The organism is Vibrio sp. 1288, assembly GCF_033344475.1.
This window is the reverse complement of sequence record NZ_JAWPOX010000919.1, coordinates 1-566: the sequence shown is the minus strand read 5'-3', so window position 1 is coordinate 566 and position 566 is coordinate 1. Positions and strand designations below refer to the sequence as shown.

The following is a 566-nucleotide window of genomic DNA, read 5'->3' as shown; positions in this document are numbered from 1 at the left end:
GATTGGTTGACAATTCATCGTCTTTATACTTCAAAGAGACAGGGGTCTGAAAGGTATTGAGCGGCATATCTAAGCAGGCAAACTTTGCTACTGCTAATCCAATGCAATAAATTTTGTTACTCATCACAAAATATTTTCTGTCAATATGGCGCAACCTTAGGTTGTTGCGCTGAAAGCCACTTTGTATCCGCGTAACCTCAGTACTGAGTTAACCCTCGCCTCAAATCAACCAACGTGGTGATGGAATTAATCATGCAAACCCTTAAAGAATATGGGTATACTTCGCCACACTTTTTAATTTGTAATGAATGATGAGAACGTTATGTCTGATAGAAAGTTTATTGAAGAATTCGACCTTCTTTTAATCGCAAACCAAATCATCCAAGAGCACGATGATTACATCGACGGAATGCGAGCGACAAGCGTAGAAGAAAAAGACGGGGTTTTGGTGTTTAAAGGTGAGTACTTCCTTGATGACAAAGGCTTACCAACCGCAAATACTACGGCAGTATTCAATATGTTCAAATACTTAGCCCATCACCTTTCTAAAGAATTTACGCTGATTA

The 566-nt window shown here is 39.0% G+C and carries 1 protein-coding gene; it reads left to right on the top strand.

Annotated features, from left to right (window positions below):
• Positions 1-322: 322 nt before the first annotated feature.
• Positions 323-566, top strand: a 244-nt coding sequence (locus R8O11_RS30095; protein ID WP_318195245.1) for a YciN family protein, incomplete at its 3' end; no start/stop codon positions are given.